Annotated in this window: 10 protein-coding genes; 2 read left to right on the forward strand and 8 right to left on the reverse strand. The window is 41.6% G+C overall.

The features are described from left to right. Nucleotide 1: 1 nt before the first annotated feature. Together ACWIB3_RS11740 and lipA are read right to left on the reverse strand one after the other, a co-directional pair. A complete protein-coding gene (locus ACWIB3_RS11740) occupies nt 2–898 on the reverse strand; it encodes a hypothetical protein (protein WP_454291662.1) in 897 nt (298 codons plus the stop codon). A gap of 74 nt (nt 899–972) precedes the next feature. Continuing rightward, the gene (gene lipA / locus ACWIB3_RS11745; protein WP_185213281.1) at nt 973–1,854 is read right to left on the reverse strand and encodes a lipoyl synthase; all 882 of its coding nucleotides are present in this window, start codon (nt 1,852–1,854) and stop codon (nt 973–975) included. A gap of 142 nt (nt 1,855–1,996) precedes the next feature. Between lipA and ACWIB3_RS11750 the strand changes: the two genes are divergently transcribed. Both ACWIB3_RS11750 and carB read left to right on the forward strand, forming a co-directional pair. After that, the gene (locus ACWIB3_RS11750) at nt 1,997–4,249 is read left to right on the forward strand and encodes a glycoside hydrolase family 20 protein (protein ID WP_454291663.1); all 2,253 of its coding nucleotides are present in this window, start codon (nt 1,997–1,999) and stop codon (nt 4,247–4,249) included. A 279-nt stretch (nt 4,250–4,528) separates the two neighbouring features. After that, nucleotides 4,529–7,348: a carbamoyl-phosphate synthase large subunit gene (gene carB / locus ACWIB3_RS11755; protein ID WP_313191635.1), complete on the forward strand. Its 2,820-nt coding sequence runs from the start codon at nt 4,529–4,531 to the stop codon at nt 7,346–7,348. Nucleotides 7,349–7,462: 114 nt separating this feature from the next. On the opposite strand, the gene ACWIB3_RS11760 is transcribed toward carB, so the two are convergent. The 6 genes from ACWIB3_RS11760 to ACWIB3_RS11785 form a co-directional block, all read right to left on the reverse strand. Beyond that, entirely contained in the window at nt 7,463–8,542 is a 1,080-nt protein-coding gene (locus tag ACWIB3_RS11760; protein WP_454291664.1) for a formylglycine-generating enzyme family protein, read from the reverse strand. A 142-nt stretch (nt 8,543–8,684) separates the two neighbouring features. Further along, nucleotides 8,685–10,094 (reverse strand): Gfo/Idh/MocA family protein, encoded by a 1,410-nt coding sequence (locus ACWIB3_RS11765; protein WP_185213277.1) that lies wholly within the window; start codon nt 10,092–10,094, stop codon nt 8,685–8,687. Between the two features lie 264 nt (nt 10,095–10,358). After that, on the reverse strand, nt 10,359–11,663 hold the full coding sequence (locus tag ACWIB3_RS11770) for a TolC family protein (RefSeq protein ID WP_454291665.1): 1,305 nt from the start codon (nt 11,661–11,663) through the stop codon (nt 10,359–10,361). Between the two features lies 1 nt (nt 11,664). Continuing rightward, nucleotides 11,665–14,760, reverse strand: a complete 3,096-nt coding sequence (locus ACWIB3_RS11775) for an efflux RND transporter permease subunit (RefSeq protein WP_185217635.1) — start codon at nt 14,758–14,760, stop codon at nt 11,665–11,667. A 10-nt stretch (nt 14,761–14,770) separates the two neighbouring features. Beyond that, nucleotides 14,771–15,832 (reverse strand): efflux RND transporter periplasmic adaptor subunit, encoded by a 1,062-nt coding sequence (locus ACWIB3_RS11780; RefSeq protein ID WP_185213274.1) that lies wholly within the window; start codon nt 15,830–15,832, stop codon nt 14,771–14,773. Between the two features lie 122 nt (nt 15,833–15,954). Continuing rightward, on the reverse strand, nt 15,955–16,572 hold the full coding sequence (locus tag ACWIB3_RS11785; RefSeq protein WP_185213273.1) for a response regulator transcription factor: 618 nt from the start codon (nt 16,570–16,572) through the stop codon (nt 15,955–15,957). Nucleotides 16,573–17,324: the final 752 nt, after the last annotated feature.

Consider the following 17,324-nt stretch of genomic DNA (forward strand, 5'->3'; position numbering starts at 1 on the left):
CTTATTCCAGCCCATCAAATTCCTTAGGTTTAAAATAGGCAATCAATCCTGCGATTATCAATAGTCCCGGGATTCCTATGATTGCAAACAGGAACAGGAAATACTTAAAATGGTAGATCGATAAGATATCTCGGTCTACATCTTGTCCTCTGTAAATATTGATGTAACCACTTTTAAAATAATCGTGAACTTGGGCCATCTCCTTAAAGACCTCATATTGTTCGCCCCTAGGAAATGCTTCAAAATAGTCAAAACCACGCACATTCATTTTCTTGAAATGGGCTATGGATCCTTTAGCAAACTTATCATCTAAGTGCTCATTCAGTTCCTTTCGACTAAATACCTTGCTATAGGCAAAACCCAACCATGCCTTGGCATGCGTTCGGTAGGCATCTGTTTTGGAGAAAATGGGCGCAATAAACAGGATATTGACCTGATGTTTCCCCATACTCAAGAGAGAAGGAGTACTGATGCTGCGGATGGGAATGACGCGCATGCGATCCACATACCAATCCTCTACTTCCAAAAAAACAGGGCTTTCACCGGCCTTCAGGTTATTGATGCTCTTCAGCTGTTGCACCGTAGCGAAATTGTAACGGATACTCTTGGCCAATGCTGGAAATAAGACTGCCGTAAGGATGGGAACAAGCACGAATAAAATCCCAATCGGCACCAGTTTCACGGCATCATTTGATATGTCGGGAAAAATTATGAGAAGGATACGATGGAGAAAGATATAGACAAAAAGGAGGCTCAGAGCAATAGGAAACATCCACAATACCCATTCTGGAAGATTAATATTCCAAAAGCGGACCAGCAGGAAATAGGCTAAACTGGTCAACAAAAGCAATAACAGCTCCAGTAGGAATAAGGGAAGAAATATTCTCTTGAAAAACATATCAAACACTATTGATAAAGGTTAAAAATAATGTATTCCAAAAAAAAATCCTTAGAATTCTAAGGATTTAATCTTTATTGCATATCGAAGAGATGTTTTTCAGCATGGTAGGATGATCTTACCAATGGTCCGGATTCTACGTATTTGAATCCCATTTTCAATCCGATTTCTTTATATTTTTCAAATTGTTCAGGGGTTACCCAATCAATAACAGGATGGTGTGCTTTTGTAGGTTGAAGGTATTGTCCGATGGTCAGGATATCTACCCCTACATTGTACAGATCTTGCATAGTTTCGATAACATCCTCTTCGGTCTCACCCAAACCTAACATAATACCCGACTTCGTACGAAGACCTGCTTCGGAGATCCTTCTCAAGCATTCCAATGAACGGTCATATTTAGCTTGGATTCGAACTTCACGGGTCAATCTTCTAACGGTCTCAATATTATGGGACACCACTTCAGGACGAACGGCCAATACGCGGTCTAGGTTTTCCCATTGCCCCTTAAAGTCAGGGATCAAGGTTTCCAAAGTTGTTTCAGGACTTTCCCTACGGATAGCCAAGATTGTCTCAGCCCAGATCTGTGAACCTCCATCCTTCTGGTCATCGCGGTCTACCGAGGTAATAACACAATGCTTAACCTGCATCAATTTGACCGAATTTGCCACACGGTTTGGTTCATCGTGATCTACTGGTAGTGGTCTACCGGTAGCTACGGCGCAGAATGAACACGATCGCGTACAGATATTTCCTAGGATCATAAAGGTAGCAGTACCTGCTCCCCAACATTCACCCATGTTAGGACAATTTCCACTTTCGCAAATGGTATGCAGCTTATGTTCATCAACCAAACTTCTTACATGTCGGTATTCTTTTCCAACAGGTAGCTTTACGCGCAACCAATCTGGTTTACGTTGAGTCTGGTTTACAGGAATTACAGGAAGTTCAATCATGCAACAAAGTTAATGATATTTACAGTATTTATGTTAAACGAATGTTAGGATAATCTCATAAAAACCATGTCTCTACTTTTATTGTTATCTAAATATTATTTTTTTAGGATATTTGCTAAAAATCAAACCCCTATTCTCCAATATGGTTCATCATCTGCGTAAATTACTCTTTTTGACCTGTTTGTTGCCCTTATGGCTATCTGCCCAAGAACAGGAAATTGCCATAATTCCACGACCTGTCAAAGTGGTCTCCCAAGAAGGAGATTTCAACCTCAATCAAAAACTAGATCTCTACTATACCGAGGAATTTTCCCAGGTTGCAGATCTGGTCAATGAGATACCAGGCATTCATATTGGAAATTCAGAGTTAGTTAAAAAGATCAAAAAACAGCATAATTCGGGAATTCGCCTGTTTAAGGCGGAAGAATATGACCGTGTTGACCCAAACGGCTACCTCATTGAGGTGGATGAACAGGGTATCCTCATTAAGGCGCATTCCGCTCAAGCGATGATCCCGGGAATCTATAGTCTGGTGCAATTGAGCTATCTGAACGACAGTAAGTCCTTGCCATTTGTACGCATCGAGGATAAGCCAAGATTTCCCTATAGAGGGATGCACTTGGATGTTTCCCGGAATTTTATGCCCTTTAATTTCCTAAAGAAATACATTGACCTATTGGCGCTTTATAAATTCAATTACTTCCATTGGCACCTAACAGATGGGGCTGGATGGAGATTGGAGATCAAGCAGTACCCAGAATTGACGAAGAAGGCCGCTTGGAGGACGCATACGCTGTGGAAAGATTGGTGGAACAATGGTCGACAATATGTAGACGAAGGTACCCCAAATGCCAGTGGAGGATATTATACGCAAGACCAAGCAAGGGAACTGGTAGCCTATGCCGCTAAGCGTGGAATTACCATTATTCCAGAGATTGAAATGCCAGGACATTCCGAAGAGGTATTAGCCGTTTACCCTGAACTATCCTGTACAGGCCAACCTTATACCCAAGGTGAATTCTGTTTAGGCAATGAGGACAGCTATAAATTCCTTAAGAATGTTTTGGATGAGGTAATGACCATCTTCCCTTCCCCGTATATCCATATCGGAGGCGATGAGGCTGATAAATCCCATTGGAAAAATTGTCCGAAATGCCAAGCCTTGATGAAGAAGGATAGCCTGAAGTCGGAAGATGAACTACAGTCCTATGCCATCAAGCAATTGGATGAGTACCTGCAATCCAAAGGCAGAAAGCTGATAGGCTGGGATGAGATATTAGAAGGAGGATTGACAGCGGGAGCCACCGTGATGAGCTGGAGAGGTGAAGAAGGCGGGATTAAATCAGCGAATGCTGGGCATGATGTCATTATGACGCCTGGGGCATATTTATATTTTGATGGTTACCAAACCGATCCTAGGACACAGCCTGAAGCCTTGGGTGGATTTTTGCCATTGGAAAAGGTCTATAGCTACAACCCTATCCCGGAAGGGATCCAAGATGATAAGAAAAAGCATATTCTAGGTGCACAGGCGAATGTATGGACGGAACACATCCCAACCTACCAACATGTGGAATACATGGCATTCCCAAGGGCATTAGCGCTATCGGAAGTGGTATGGACCGATAAGGAAAGTAAGTCCTGGCCTGATTTCCAAAAGAGACTGCAACAGCAATATAAGATATTACAGAAATTGGAAGTGAACTATTACCGTCCATCCTATAATGTGATCAATAAGGTAGAATTTGATTCTGTTCATGTCAGGAACACCGTTAGTTTGTCTTCGGAGCAGTTTAAACCAAACATCCGCTATACGATAGATGGGACGGAACCGAGCAAATCATCGACCTTGTACAATCTTCCGATCGAGCTATCGAAATCGGCGGTAATCAAGGCTGCATCCTTTTTGGATTCCGCTAGGGTCAGTCCGGTGGAGACCATAGAACTGGATATACATAAGGCCATTGGAAAAGAAGTGATTTATAAAACGGCTTGGGAAGGATATCCTGCCCAGGGCAACAGGACGCTGACCAACGGCATAAAAGGAACATTGACCTACCAGGATGGACAATGGCAGGGATTTACCAAAGGCGTAGATGTGATTGTGGATTTTGAGAGAAGAGAAGAGATAAAATCTGTGGCCTTAAATTTTATGCAAATTCCAGCACCGGGGGTATATTTTCCGGGAGAGTTTACGGTATTGGTTTCGGACAATGGAAAAAGTTACAGAGAATTGGGAACCGTAAAAAATCAGGTAAGCACGACAGACCCGGCATTGAAATTTCAGAAGTTTGAAATCAAGCTGGAAAAGCCGGTCATGGCACGATATATACAGATCAAGGCGACTAACCCGATGAAGGGTTATCTATTCGCCGATGAGATAGTCATTTATTAATGGAAAAAGGGAATTCAGATCATTGAGTTCCCTTTTTTATGGGCGAAACTTTTTGTGAGGATAAGCATAAAGGGATTAATTGGAGGAAAACGTAATGAATTCCTTAAATAAGCAGCTAGGAAGGTTCAATTTTTTCGATGAAATAATTCGTTCATTATTAAAATAAAAATGTAACTTTGCACTCCGACAAAGCAGTCGGAAAAACACCTCCCATTAAGGCAATCTCTGTCTGCAAACGTCCACTTAATTATTTGTATTTAACAATTGAAATAAAAAATAATGCCTAGAAACACCTCCATCAATTCGGTATTAATCATTGGATCTGGACCTATTGTTATCGGACAAGCCTGTGAGTTTGACTATTCAGGATCACAAGCAGCATTGTCTCTGAAAGAAGAAGGAATCTCTGTATCCATCATTAATTCAAACCCAGCTACAATCATGACCGATAGTGTTGTAGCAGATCACGTTTATTTACTTCCATTAACTTGCGAAAGTATCGAGCAGATCCTTCAAGAACGCCAAATCGATGCTGTACTACCAACTATGGGTGGTCAGACCGCTTTGAACCTATGTATTGAAGCATCCAACCGTGGTATTTGGGACAAATACAATGTTAAAGTGATAGGAGTTGATGTAGCTGCTATCGAGAAAACTGAAAACCGTGAAGAATTCCGCCAATTGATGATCGACATCGGTGTTGGTGTTGCGAACTCTAAGATTGCGAACTCCTTCTTGGAAGGTAAAGAAGCTGCGCAGTTGATCGGATTCCCATTAGTAATTCGCCCTTCTTACACATTGGCTGGAACCGGAGGTGGTTTTGTGCACAAGAAAGAAGAATTTGACGCTGCCTTGAACAGAGGTCTGCATGCATCCCCTACCCATGAGGTATTGGTGGAGCAAGCAGTATTGGGTTGGAAAGAATTTGAATTGGAATTATTACGTGATACAAACGATAACGTAATCATCATCTGTACGATCGAAAACTTTGATCCTATGGGTATCCATACCGGAGACTCCATTACAGTGGCTCCAGGGATGACCCTTTCGGACAAATGTTACCAAGATATGCGTAATCAAGCAATTAAGATGATGCGCTCTATCGGTAACTTCGCCGGGGGTTGTAACGTTCAGTTCTCTGTAAACCCTGAGAACGAAGAGATCATTGCTATCGAGATCAACCCACGTGTTTCCCGTTCATCAGCATTGGCTTCTAAAGCTACAGGTTACCCTATCGCTAAGATCGCTGCGAAATTGGCAATCGGTTATAACTTGGACGAACTTCAGAACCAGATCACTAAAAATACTTCAGCATACTTCGAGCCTACATTGGACTATGTAATCGTTAAGGTTCCACGCTTTAACTTTGACAAGTTCAAAGGTGCCAACAAGGAATTGGGCTTACAGATGAAGGCTGTAGGTGAGGTTATGGCAATCGGCCGTACTTTCATCGAAGCACTTCAAAAAGCGGCTCAATCGCTTGAGACTGGCCGTGCAGGTTTAGGTGCTGATGGTCGCCAATCAAGAAATTTAGAGGAAATCATGCACAGCTTGGAGCATCCAAGTGCTGATCGCCTTTTCCATATCAAAGATGCTTTCGAATTAGGGGTTCCTTTGGAATCTGTTCGTAAAGCGACCTTAATTGACAAATGGTTCTTATTGCAAATTCAAGAGCTTGTTCAATTAGAAGGTGAATTGCGCAGATACCAATTGAACAATATCCCTCGCGATTTCTTCATGACCTTGAAACAAAAAGGTTATTCAGATATACAAATCGCTTGGTTATTAGGGAATACAACAGAGGACGAGGTATATGCTCGCCGTAAAGAGTTGGGTATCCGTCGCGTTTACAAAATGGTTGACACCTGTGCCGCGGAATTCCCTGCACAGACTCCATACTACTACTCTACTTTCGAAGACGAAAACGAGTCGACAGCATCTGACCGCAAAAAGATCATCGTATTAGGTTCAGGACCTAACCGTATCGGTCAAGGTATCGAGTTTGATTACTCATGTGTACACGGTCTATTGGCCGCTAAAGAATGTGGTTACGAAGCGATCATGGTTAACTGTAACCCTGAGACGGTTTCTACAGACTTTAACATGGCTGACAAACTCTACTTCGAGCCAGTATTCTGGGAACACGTTCGTGAAATCATCGAATTGGAGAAACCGGTTGGTGTAATCGTTCAGTTAGGTGGTCAAACTGCCTTGAAAATGGCTGAGCGCCTAGAAGCCGAAGGCGTAAAGATCATCGGAACAAACTTTGCAAACATGGACTTGGCTGAAGACCGTGGAAGTTTCTCGGATCTATTGAAAGATTTAGATATCCCTTATCCAAAATATGGTGTGGCAACTTCTGCAGAGGAAGCGATCAAGGTTGCGAATGAAGTCGGTTACCCAGTATTGGTTCGTCCTTCCTATGTACTAGGTGGACAAGGAATGAGCATCGTGATCAACGATGAAGACTTGGAGAAAGCAGTAGTGAACCTATTAAAAAATCTTCCAGGTAACCATATCCTAATTGACCACTTCTTGGATAGAGCTGAAGAAGCGGAATCAGATTCGATCTGTGACGGTGAAGATGTTCACATCATCGGAATGATGGAGCACATCGAGCCTGCAGGTATCCACTCTGGTGACTCATCAGCAGTATTGCCTCCATTTAGCTTATCAGAAAAGGTTCAGCAGAAAATGGAAGAATATACCATCAAATTAGCGAAAGCATTGAATGTGATCGGTCTATTGAATATCCAATTCGCCATCAAAGATGAGAATGTATTTGTAATCGAGGCAAACCCTCGTGCATCACGTACAGTTCCATTTATCGCGAAAGCTTATGATGTACCTTACATCAATATCGCTACAAAGGTGATGTTGGGCGAGAACAAGTTGAAAGACTTCACGATCGAGCGCAAACTGAATGGATACGCCATCAAAGAGCCTGTATTCTCTTTCTCAAAATTCCCTGAGGTAGACAAGCAATTAGGCCCTGAGATGAAATCTACTGGTGAAGCAATCCGCTTTATCAAAGATCTTAACGATCCACATTTCAGAGAATTGTACAGCAAGAAATCAATGTTCTTGAATGCGCAGTAGCAGTACAGAGTACTAAGTATTTAGTATTTAGATATAAAAAAAACGAAAAGGTCTGAGAATAATTTCTCAGACCTTTTTGAATATTGAAGATGTCTAAATACTAAATACTCTCTACTAAATACTACTCTTGACACACCTAAACCCTACATTATTTGTCGGCGAATTGATTTCTCCTTTTCCTCGACTTCCGGCTTTATAGCGCTCGCAATATTGGTCATTGCAAAGGAATGAGCCTCCACGTTGTACGCGTTTGATGGTTCCGGGTTCTTGGGGATCGTAGGAATCTGCCGGTCCTTTGGGGTTACCTTTGGGACTATATTGGTAGTAATCTGGTCTGTAGAAGTCAGAACACCACTCCCAGACATTACCTTCCATATCGTAAAGGCCAAAGGCATTCGCTGGAAAGGACTTGACTGGTGCCGTAGCTTCGAATCCATCTTCTTTAGAGTTCTTGGTGGGGAATTCACCCTGGTAAATATTCGCTAGCCATTTGCCATCTTCCAACTTCTCAGACCCCCAATAGTAGGTTTCCGCTCGATGTTTACCTGCCTTGGCTGCATATTCCCATTCCGCTTCTGTTGGAAGTCGCTTTCCAGCCCATTTTGCATAGGCTTCTGCATCTTCGTAGGCAAGTTGCGTGACAGGATGGTTCTCTTTTCCTTTAATGCTACTCTTAGGTCCTTCAGGATGGCGCCAATTGGCATCGGGAACATATTCCCACCATTGCAAGTGATCTTGCAAACCTTGGACTTGTTTTGGAGCCGAGAAGACTGCTGAGCCTGGCACCAATAAAGCAGGGTCAGCTCCAGGGAAATCTTTTGGATCTAATGGCCGCTCCGCTACCGTTACATATCCAGTGGCTTTCACAAAGGCTTCAAACTGGGCATTGGTTACCTCATGCACGTCCATATAAAAGCTATTGACCGTAACTTGGTGCAAAGGTTGTGCATCCTGAAAGCTATTGCTTCCCATTTCAAAGGTTCCCCCTTCAATCAAGACCATTTCTGCTTTATCCTCCCCTAGGAGATTATTACCCACTGAATCCTTCTTTAGGTTTGCAAAACGGGAAGGAATGGATGAGGTATGACATACGGCAACCGAATCTGAAAAGACAACCTGTTCTTTATTCTTAGCACCAGATTGGCAAGCAGTGAACAATAAAAGGGAAATAGGAATAGATTTGAAAATGTTCATAGTATAGGATTGAAAGATCTCCTTTTACAAAGATAACAGAGTAATTGAAAAATGAAAACCAAGGACATTCGCCATGGAATCAGAAAGGAATCAAAAAAAGCTGCCTTTTGAGGCAGCTTTAATGAAAATATAGGATTTTTAACTATTTCACATTTAATTGAACATCCTTCGCGTTAACCTTTGGACGGATCTTGGTGTTACCACCACCGTTCAATGTCATGTCATGAGGTTTGTTTGTTTTCCAGTTACCTCTAGTGAAGTCAGGGATATCCACTGTTCTGCTGTTCTTAGAAACAGATTCAACGCTTAATGGAACGATTGCACTCCATACGGCGCCATCATATACCGTTTGATCAAGAGGAAGACCATTACGCAGACAGTCGATCATTCTCCAATCCATCATAAAGTCCATACCACCATGGCCACCAACTTCCTTAGCTTGTTCACCAATGAATTTCACCAGTTCCGGAGTGTACTGATCGTATAGTTTTTTAAGTTCTTCTGGTTTTACGAAGCTATGTCCGAAAGCGATTCCTTCTTGAGGGTACTTCTGTGCAAAGCCTTTTGTACCGCTCAATAAGTGGATACGAGAGTAAGGACGAGGTGATGTAACATCATGTTGAACCATTAATGTTTTACCTTTTTCCGTTTTGATCAAGGTCGTATCCATATTTCCTCTGTATTTCTTACCAACGAATTCTTGGAAGAAATCATCCTTTGCTGCTAATTCTCTAGCTCTGTCAGCCATCATAAAGTCATTAGACTGCATAGCAACGAGGTGGTTCAATTTATCGCCACAGTTGATGTTCATACATTGCGCGATTGGGCCAATACCGTGGGTTGGGTACAAGTTACCGTTCAATTTGATGTTCTCACGCAATCTCCACATGTTTTCATAACCTTTCTTATCGAAGTTCAAGTCCAATAAGTCATGGATATAAGCACCTTCAGCATGTACCAATTCGCCGAATAATCCTTGACGTACCATGTTCAAAGTCAACATTTCGAAGAAGTCATAACAACAGTTCTCCAACATCATACAATGTTTCTTGGTCGCTTCAGAAGTTTTTACTACTTCCCAGATTTCAGAGATCGTCAATCCCATTGGAACTTCTGTTGCAGCGTGTGCACCAGATTTCATTGCTTCAATAGCCATTGGAGCGTGGTATTCCCAAGGAGTTGTGATATATACAAGGTCTAGTTCTTCGTTTTTCAACATGGATTTCCAGCCATCTTCACCTGAATAGGCTTTAGCTTCCTTCAATCCTTTTTTAGTTAAGATAGTTTGAGCCTTGGTCACACGGTCTGCATGCTTATCACATAGTGCTACGATTTCTACGCCTTCAATGTATGAAAGACGATCCACGGCGCCAGGACCACGCATACCCAAACCAATTACGGCTACTTTTACTTTATCTATTTTTGGAGCAGCAAATCCAGACATATTAAAGTTGGAGCTTGCAAACACCTCGTTTTGCAAAGAGGGCAATGTAATTGCTGCGCTGGACAACAAACCAGCCTTCTTTAAAAAATCTCTACGGGAGTTATTCATAGTATAAATTTATTATCAAACTAATTTACAAAATAAAGGGGGACATAGTCCCCCTATAAATCACCTATTTTAAAACAAACTAAACAGTCAAATTTTGATTTATCACAAATTAACGAATGGTATAATTTGGTTGAGGGGCTTGATTATCAAACCACTAATACAATGATAATATGATTTTTGATAAAACAAAAACAATTTGACCACGCAAACGTTTGTCCAATTTGCACAACCGTTTGCTTTCTGTCAAAATATTGAGACAAAAGACTATAGATTGATATTTCCGATCATCTCCTTTAGTGCAAGCTCTGAAAGCTTGGCCTGTAAGCGAGAAGAATTGAACCTAGATACTGCATTGATAAAGTTTTCCTGTGCATCACGGAATTCTACGGCAGAGATGGTTCCTATCTTATATTTTTCTAAGGTAATATTGAGGTTCTGTCTGGCGATATCGGCGTTATTCTCCTCTAATCGTGCTAAAGACAGGTTTGTTTGATAAGATTCATATGCGGTGGACATGGCTGTCTTGATCAATAGATTCTGCTGATCGATCATCAATCCGGAGTTTTCCAATTGGATCTTGGCAACCCTTTCATTTTTACGTTGGTTAAATCCATCAAAAATATTGATCGAAGCTGTAACACCATAATTAAACCCTCGGGAGTTCGAACTGGATACGAAACCTAAACTGGATTCAGATTCTGAAAAATTGTAACCTGTATTCAATCGTACAATGGGATATCGATTTCCCTTGACTCTCTTCACTTCCAATTCAGCCATCCTTTTATTGATGGCTATGATCTGTAGGTCTGGATTGTATTCTTTGGCTTTGTTCAATAACTCATCATAAATCAATGAATCATCGTACTCAACTTCTCTTTCTACATCAAATTCAATATTTAGATCACGCGCCATCAGGCTGTTCAGGTTAATCTTTAAGTTCTTGACTACATTGGCTTGCCTTAGTCTATTTGATTCATCCTCATTGAGGTTCACTTGCACGTTCAATACTTCCAGGCGGGAAGCCTTTCCGATCATGAATCTATTTTCAGCTGTACGCAGGCGTTCCGTGGAGATATTGATACTTGAATCTATGGCATTTAGAAGATTCTGTTGCTCTACAATGGTGTAATAGGTGGAGATAACATCGGAGACCTTAGCCAAGATCGTTTTTTTAAGTTCAAACTCCCCTTGTTTCTGAAGCTCCTTTAATTGGTCATACCTGGAAAACATCGCAAAACCATCAAAGATGGTCCATCCAATGCTAACGCCATAGCTCATATTATTGTTTTTCGCATTTCTCAATGAACGTTGATCTCCATTGGCCTGAACCTGTGAAGAGTTCATGACAGAGTTGTTCTGGGAGAAATTACCTGTAACCGTAGGCAACATACCGGCATTGCCATAGGTCATGTTTTCCTGGGCAACACGCAGGTCATTCTGCGATAGTTTTATTTCAAAGTTATTCTCAAGAGCTATCTGAACAGCATCCTTAGCGGTCAATAGTCCCTGCGCATTCAAATTCACCCCTGCTAAGAGTATCAGACAGCCTAATAAGACAAGTTTCTTCATTTTATTCTTCAATTTCCTCCAGCATTTTAATTTCTTCCAATTCCGGATGTAAGTTCTTCTTCCTTGACATCATCAGGTAAAATGCAGGAATAACAAATAAAGTCAATATCAATGCGAAAATAGTTCCGCCTACGATCACCACCCCCATGCCGATACGGCTGGTTGAAGCTGCCCCTAGGGAAAGCGCAATTGGCAATGCCCCTAAAGCAATGGCTAGTGAAGTCATTAAAATAGGTCTTAACCTCGCTTCTGATGCTGTAACAACGGCATCGTATTTATTATAGCCTTCTTCACGTAGCTGGTTTGCAAATTCCACAATCAGGATACCGTTCTTCGTTACCAAACCAATCAACATGATCGTTCCGATCTGCGAAAAGATATTCCAGGATTGGCCAAAGAGCCAAAGCGAGAACATAGCTCCAGCAACTGCCATCGGAACCGTAATAATGATAATAATAGGGTCAATGAAACTCTCGAATTGGGCAGCTAGGATCAAAAAGATTAGCAATACCGCCAATCCAAAAGCGAACATCGTATTCGAACCACTTTCTACAAAGTCTCTGGACTCACCGCCAAGATCGGTGGTAAAGGTATCATCCAATACCCTTTCCTTGATCGCCTCCATCGCTTCAATCCCATCGCCCATGCTCTTACCTGGTGCAAGCCCCGCAGATACGGTCGCTGCCATATAGCGGTTGTTATGGAACAACTGTGGTGGACTGCTTCTCTCTTCGATCTCCACGATATTATCCAATTGTATCAACTGGCCCTGATTGTTCTTGACAAAAATAGAGGCTAGGTCCATCGGCGTTGAGCGATCCTTACGATCAAACTGCCCCATGACCTGATACTGCTTTCCATTCATCATAAAATAACCGAAGCGCTGTCCCGAAAGCGACATTTGTAAGGTCTGGGCAACATCTAAGACCGATACTCCTAAGGATTGGGCTTTTTCCCGATCAATGCTGACATATACTTCAGGTTTGTTGAACTTCAAATTGACGTCCGTAATGGAAAAAGTATTGTCCTTTGCCAATTCATCCATAAACTCCGGAATTTTCTCCTCCAATTTCTGAAAGTTAGGCGCTTGAATAATATATTGAATCGGCAGACCTCCCCTTCTATTGACAGAAATAGTAGGTTGTTGTGATACCGATACACGTCCTTCTGAGTAGCCTCTCGTCAACCTAGATAGGTCATCTGCGATCTCTTGTTGCGTCCTTTCCCTTTCACCAGGTTGCACTAATCCAAGGCGGACAAATCCTGAATTGGACGAAGCAGAACCAAATCCTGGGGATGTAATCACCAAACTAACCTTTTTCTCAGGTACTGAATCGTTGATCAACATGGTTAGGTCGGTCATAAATCTATCCATATAATCATAGGACACCCCTTCCGGAGCTGTTGCTCTCAGACTGATGTAACTCCTATCATCATAAGGAGCAGTTTCTTTAGGAAGTAATTGATAGAAGAAATAGATCAATGCAAAACAGGCCAAAATGGTGGCAAAACTAAGCCATTTCATGCTCAAGAAGCTTTTTAGCGAATCGGCATAGCCTGCGTTCATCATTTCAAAATAACGTTCGGTACGCATATAAAACTTCGATCTCTTCTGTTCGCCACCTTTCATGAGGTAGGCATTCAACATCGGTGTCAAGGTCAGGGAAACGAAGGCTGAAATCAATACAGCCGCCCCGATGACGACACCGAATTCCCGGAACAGCCTTCCCACGAACCCCTCTAAAAAGATTACCGGTAAAAACACTGCTGCCAACGTAATAGAAATGGAGATTACCGCAAAGAAGATCTCATTGGAACCTTTGATGGCCGCTTGAATGGGCGACATCCCCTCTTCCACTTTCTTAAAGATATTTTCTGTGACCACGATACCATCATCCACCACCAGACCGGTAGCCAATACAATGGCCAGCAAGGTCAGCACGTTGATGGAGAAACCACAGAGGTACATAATGAAAAATGTCGCAATCAATGATACGGGTATATCGATCAATGGCCTAAATGCAATGGACCAGTTTCGGAAGAACAGATAGATAATCAACACCACCAATACGATAGCGATCAATAGGGTTTCTACCACTTCCAATACCGCTTTCTTGACGAATTGGGTGTTATCTATTGCTATGTTCAATTCAAAGCCTTCCGGCAGCTCATTCTGCATACGGTCATATTCCGTATAGAACTGATCTGCAATTTCCAGATAGTTCGTGCCAGGCTGAGGGATTACTGCCAAACTCACCATGGGGAAACCCGAGTCGGACATCTTCGTCTCAAAGTTTTCAGCTTCCAGTGCGGCCTTACCTACATCCGAAAAGCGAACGATTCGGTTGTTATCTGATCGTATGATGATATTACTGAATTCTTCCTCTGTTGCAAGGTTTCCGATGGTCTTGATGGCCAATTCCGTATTGGCACCGGTCAGTTTGCCCGAAGGCAATTCCACGTTCTGCGTGGTCAAAGCCGTCCTAACATCCAGAACCGTCAGTCCATAGGATGCCAACTTCACAGGATCAATCCAAAGGCGCATGGCAAATTTCTTTTGCCCCCAAATCTGAACCGAACTCACCCCAGGTATTGTCTGTAGCCTTTGTGCGATTACATTTTCGGCATAATCCGAAAGCTCCAATACGTTTTTCGTTGCGCTTTGCATGGTCATCGTCAGGATAGGCTCTGAATCTGCATCAGCTTTGGAAACGACTGGCGGCGCATCAATATCTTGAGGCAAGCTCCGTAAAGCCTGCGAAACCTTGTCACGCACATCATTCGCAGCCTCCTCCAGGTTTTTGCTCAGGTTAAACTCGATAGTGATATTACTGGATCCTTGATTGGAAGAAGAAGATATATTTCGGATTCCATCAATTGAGTTAATGGATTTTTCCAAGGGTTCCGTAATCTGCGACTCAATGATGTCTGCATTTGCCCCAGCATAGTTTGTCCGCACAGAAATCTGTGCTGGATCAATAGAAGGGAATTCCCGCACACCCAAGAACGTGTATCCAATGATTCCAAAGAGAATCAGGATCAGGTTCATGACTATGGTCAGGACCGGCCGCTTAATACTTATGGTAGATAAACTCATTTCTTATCGATTATTGAAGGTTCACCTGAACTTTAGAGCCATTACGCAAGGACATTACCCCCGAAGTCAGTACCGTATCGCCACCCTGTATTCCTGAAGTAATCAATACGTCTTCATCCGTTCTCGCTCCTGTTTCAACCATGACCTCATTGGCCAGACCATTTTTCATTACAAATAGCTTCTTACCATTTTGAACAGGTATCAAAGCTTCCGCAGGCACCAGCAATCCATTTTCCAATGTTTCCAATGGAAAGATAATATTGGCAAATGTTCCCGGAATGATATGATCTGAACTGTTAGATGTGATTGCTTTTACCAATAATGTCCTTGTGTTTGCTTCTACGGCAGGTTCTGTAGCATAGATCTTCGCTGTAAATTCCCCTTCTACACCTTGGACACTAAATTTTATCTGATTATTGATCCTTACTTTATTGGCATATTTTTCAGGAATTGAAAAAGAAACCTTCAATCTATTGGTATTGACCAATTGGGCAATATTGGTAGTCGGAGTCACATAACTTCCTTTTGAAATATTCCTTAGACCGATCCGACCAGAAAAAGGAGCTCTGATTACCGTCTTGCTCAACTGTGCCTTGATCAATTGGATCTGTGATTGCGCGGTCCTGAAATCGGCACTAGCGATGTCGTACTCCTCCTGAGAGATCGCTTCCTTTTCTAAGAGAAGCTTTGCCCTCCTTTCATTTTCAGCAGCCAGGTTATTGCGGGTCTGGGCCTGAGCCAACTGTGCCTGCAACTCAGCATCATTGATCGTCAATAGAGGTTGTCCTTGAGAAACCCGTCCACCTTCAGTGAAATTGATAGATTCCACGATACCTGAAATCTCAGTATGAAGTTCTATTTGTTCATCAGCTTCAATGGCACCTGATAAAGAAAGGAAATCAGAGAAAGGCTGACCCTGAACAACCGTTCCATATACCTTTACGGAGGAATTGCCCCCTCTAGGTCCTTGTTGAGCAGCTGCTTTCTCTTTGTTTTTGTTGATCCTATAATAGACCATTCCACCAACAACCAGTACCGTTATCAATAATATTATAATGGATTTTCTTTTCATTTCAGGTTAGTTAAAAACTTATCGTTTTCACGTTTTATAAAACTGAAAAATAGAAAAAAAAGGAATAGGATAGTGTAATATTGTTATTATACTATTATTAGCAGAGGATGAACTAAGGATTGCTATACAGAAGGAACCCGCACAGAGCTCACAATATTGAGCTTTTTAAGGATAACATTGATCAATTGCCATAACTTGTCCACAGTGATTTCGAAGGTTTTTGCAATATTATCCAAACTAAATCCCTCCAAAAGGCGATGTACAATGTTCAATTCACGTTTAGATAATTTTCTTCTCGATTGAGGAGGTTGTTGAATACCAAAAAATAGAGATTTAGTAAGTTCTGGACTGACATAGGAGGAGCCATTGATGACATCGATGATGATATTCATCATATCCACTGCTTTCGTTCCTTTTTTCACAAAGGCATTCGCACCTGCAAGAAGGCTCTTTCGAACTATTGCTGGATTGTCAACATCGGAAAGCATAAGGATATGTACATTGGGATAAAGAGCCCTGATCATTGGGATACCTGAAATACCATCAATATCCGGCATCATGATATCCAAGAGGATTACCTCAGGAATATCTGCTGAGGAAGCCTTAGCTTGAAAGTCCAATATGGATTCTGCCTCGATTACAAAATCAAAGTGAACTGAATTTATGTTCAAGAGCTGAAATTTTGTCAAAGTACGACAAAAGACGCTATCGTCAACTATTCCTAATTTAATGCTCTGCATATGTATTAACTTAAATCCACTAAATTGATTTTTGGGCAAATCAATATTAACAACTTATTATCTTTCCTTATAAATATACAATTTGTACGCAAAATCAGAAAGAAACTATATGTAAAAGTAGGAATATTTTTTATGGATTAATTAATTTATAAAAATAAGAGATAATATTTTTCAATAGGGATAAGTGAAATAATTTAGCAAACCATCAGTAAAAATAAGCAAATAATTACATAAAATAAATGTTTAAACTTAAGTCTAAGGTTAAATTTAAGAATCATCGATTGAATTTCAATAAATTTATAGAATTATTGGACCAATCTGCAAGCTGAACTTGAGCTAGATTTAAAAAAACGGTTCAGCAATAACGGAGTCAACTTTTAATTTAAGCAGAAGCTGCCTGAATTCTATGTATATTATATAGGGAAGATATTTCTTTAACTATTGAACAAGGAAGAAGGAGCTAAAAAGGATGAGAGGATGGTTTGGTTTGAGATGGAAAAGGATGGGTTTGAACCAGGATTAAATGGATGAGAGGAATGGGCCAAGAACTGGGAACGGACCAGGATTAATGGGATGGGAGGATATTCCAGGAGCAGGATGGACATTATGGCGACGGAACGGATCCGCCTCCCTACCGGCATAACTTATTACCAATTGCCCCTAAAAACAGAAAGCCCGCTGTCTGTTGACAGCGGGCTCCCGTATAAAATTAGGCACCGACCTACTCTCCCACCTGTTACGGCAATACCATC

The organism is Sphingobacterium sp. NPDC055431, from assembly GCF_053644255.1.

Excerpts from the sequence above, each read along its gene's own strand:
- lipA (WP_185213281.1), bottom strand. The coding sequence starts at position 1,854 with ATGATTGAACTTCCTGTAATTCCTGTAAACCAGACTCAACGTAAACCA.
- ACWIB3_RS11740 (WP_454291662.1), bottom strand. The coding sequence starts at position 898 with ATGTTTTTCAAGAGAATATTTCTTCCCTTATTCCTACTGGAGCTGTTA.
- ACWIB3_RS11775 (WP_185217635.1), bottom strand. The coding sequence starts at position 14,760 with ATGAGTTTATCTACCATAAGTATTAAGCGGCCGGTCCTGACCATAGTC.
- ACWIB3_RS11780 (WP_185213274.1), bottom strand. The coding sequence starts at position 15,832 with ATGAAAAGAAAATCCATTATAATATTATTGATAACGGTACTGGTTGTT.
- ACWIB3_RS11760 (WP_454291664.1), bottom strand. The coding sequence starts at position 8,542 with ATGAACATTTTCAAATCTATTCCTATTTCCCTTTTATTGTTCACTGCT.
- ACWIB3_RS11750 (WP_454291663.1), top strand. The coding sequence starts at position 1,997 with ATGGTTCATCATCTGCGTAAATTACTCTTTTTGACCTGTTTGTTGCCC.
- ACWIB3_RS11785 (WP_185213273.1), bottom strand. The coding sequence starts at position 16,572 with ATGCAGAGCATTAAATTAGGAATAGTTGACGATAGCGTCTTTTGTCGT.
- carB (WP_313191635.1), top strand. The coding sequence starts at position 4,529 with ATGCCTAGAAACACCTCCATCAATTCGGTATTAATCATTGGATCTGGA.
- ACWIB3_RS11770 (WP_454291665.1), bottom strand. The coding sequence starts at position 11,663 with ATGAAGAAACTTGTCTTATTAGGCTGTCTGATACTCTTAGCAGGGGTG.
- ACWIB3_RS11765 (WP_185213277.1), bottom strand. The coding sequence starts at position 10,094 with ATGAATAACTCCCGTAGAGATTTTTTAAAGAAGGCTGGTTTGTTGTCC.